Source organism: Finegoldia sp. BIOML-A2 (assembly GCF_009678315.1).
GTDB lineage: Bacteria > Bacillota > Clostridia > Tissierellales > Peptoniphilaceae > Finegoldia > Finegoldia magna.
Window position 1 is genome coordinate 1 of sequence record NZ_WKZE01000026.1, and the last position, 1,006, is coordinate 1,006.

Annotated in this window: 1 protein-coding gene; it reads right to left on the reverse strand. The window is 30.4% G+C overall.

The features are described 5' to 3' along the window. Nucleotides 1–718 (reverse strand): glycosyltransferase (locus GKF99_RS08530; protein ID WP_154273155.1); only part of this gene is annotated, 718 nt, incomplete at its 3' end. Nucleotides 719–1,006 lie beyond the last annotated feature (288 nt).

Here is a 1,006-nt window from a genome sequence, read left to right on the forward strand (position 1 = left end):
ATTTATACCTGCTCCCTAATTTCTCTTCCAAGTAAAATCTTTCTTTACCTGTTAATAGACCACCAACAATAACTAAATTTAAAGATGTTTCAAAAATTGCATCTACTACTAATTGAAAGTTCTTATACCCTGCGCGCCCTCCTACAAACAAAACATAAGTATCAGTCAGGAAAGGCAAATTTGAAGTTCGCTTATTTTCATCATGTATAACAAAATAATCATCAGAGACTCCATTATATACAACTTTAATTTTATCACAATTTATTTCCGGTAGAAATTTTAGTAAATCAGCTTTTGTATTATTAGAAATACATATAATATAATCAGAACGACGAATCGCTCTATACTTTTGCCAACAATGAACCATTCTTTTCAATCCATGAGAGAAATATTCATATGTAAAATCATGGACAGTTGTAATATTAATAGCATATTTTGAGGATGAAGTTCTATAATAAGATGAATGAAAAATAAATTGTTCTTTTAGAGGGATTCTTGGATTTATATAGCGTTTCAAACGAAAAAAAAATGCTTTTCTTAAAATTTCATTAATATTCTCACCGCAAAATCGTATTGATACATTAGAGTTAGTATAATTAATAAGATAAATATTCAATTTAGGAATTACACATAGCCTCGTTAAAAATTCTTTCCAAACGACAGTAATCCCTCCTGATTTTTGGAGACTAAATATTATATTATCTAAGACTATATTCATTGTATATTATTTAATCGTTAATTAGCGTCCAATTTTGATGTATCCCCTATTTGAAACTTGCCAAACGGCAGGTTTTCTATAAAGATTGTCGAAATGGACTAATTTTTTAATGTTTATTAATTGTTTATTTCTAGGATCATCGCCAGCAGATTCTCATAATCCCGTCGACCGAGTACGATTTCTCTAAAGAAGTCTCTGAAAAAACATGATACAGATTTCCCCTGCATACGACAGGTGGAGATTACGGGGAGCTATTTTGTGACGCGTATCTCGATGCCATTTCTGAAA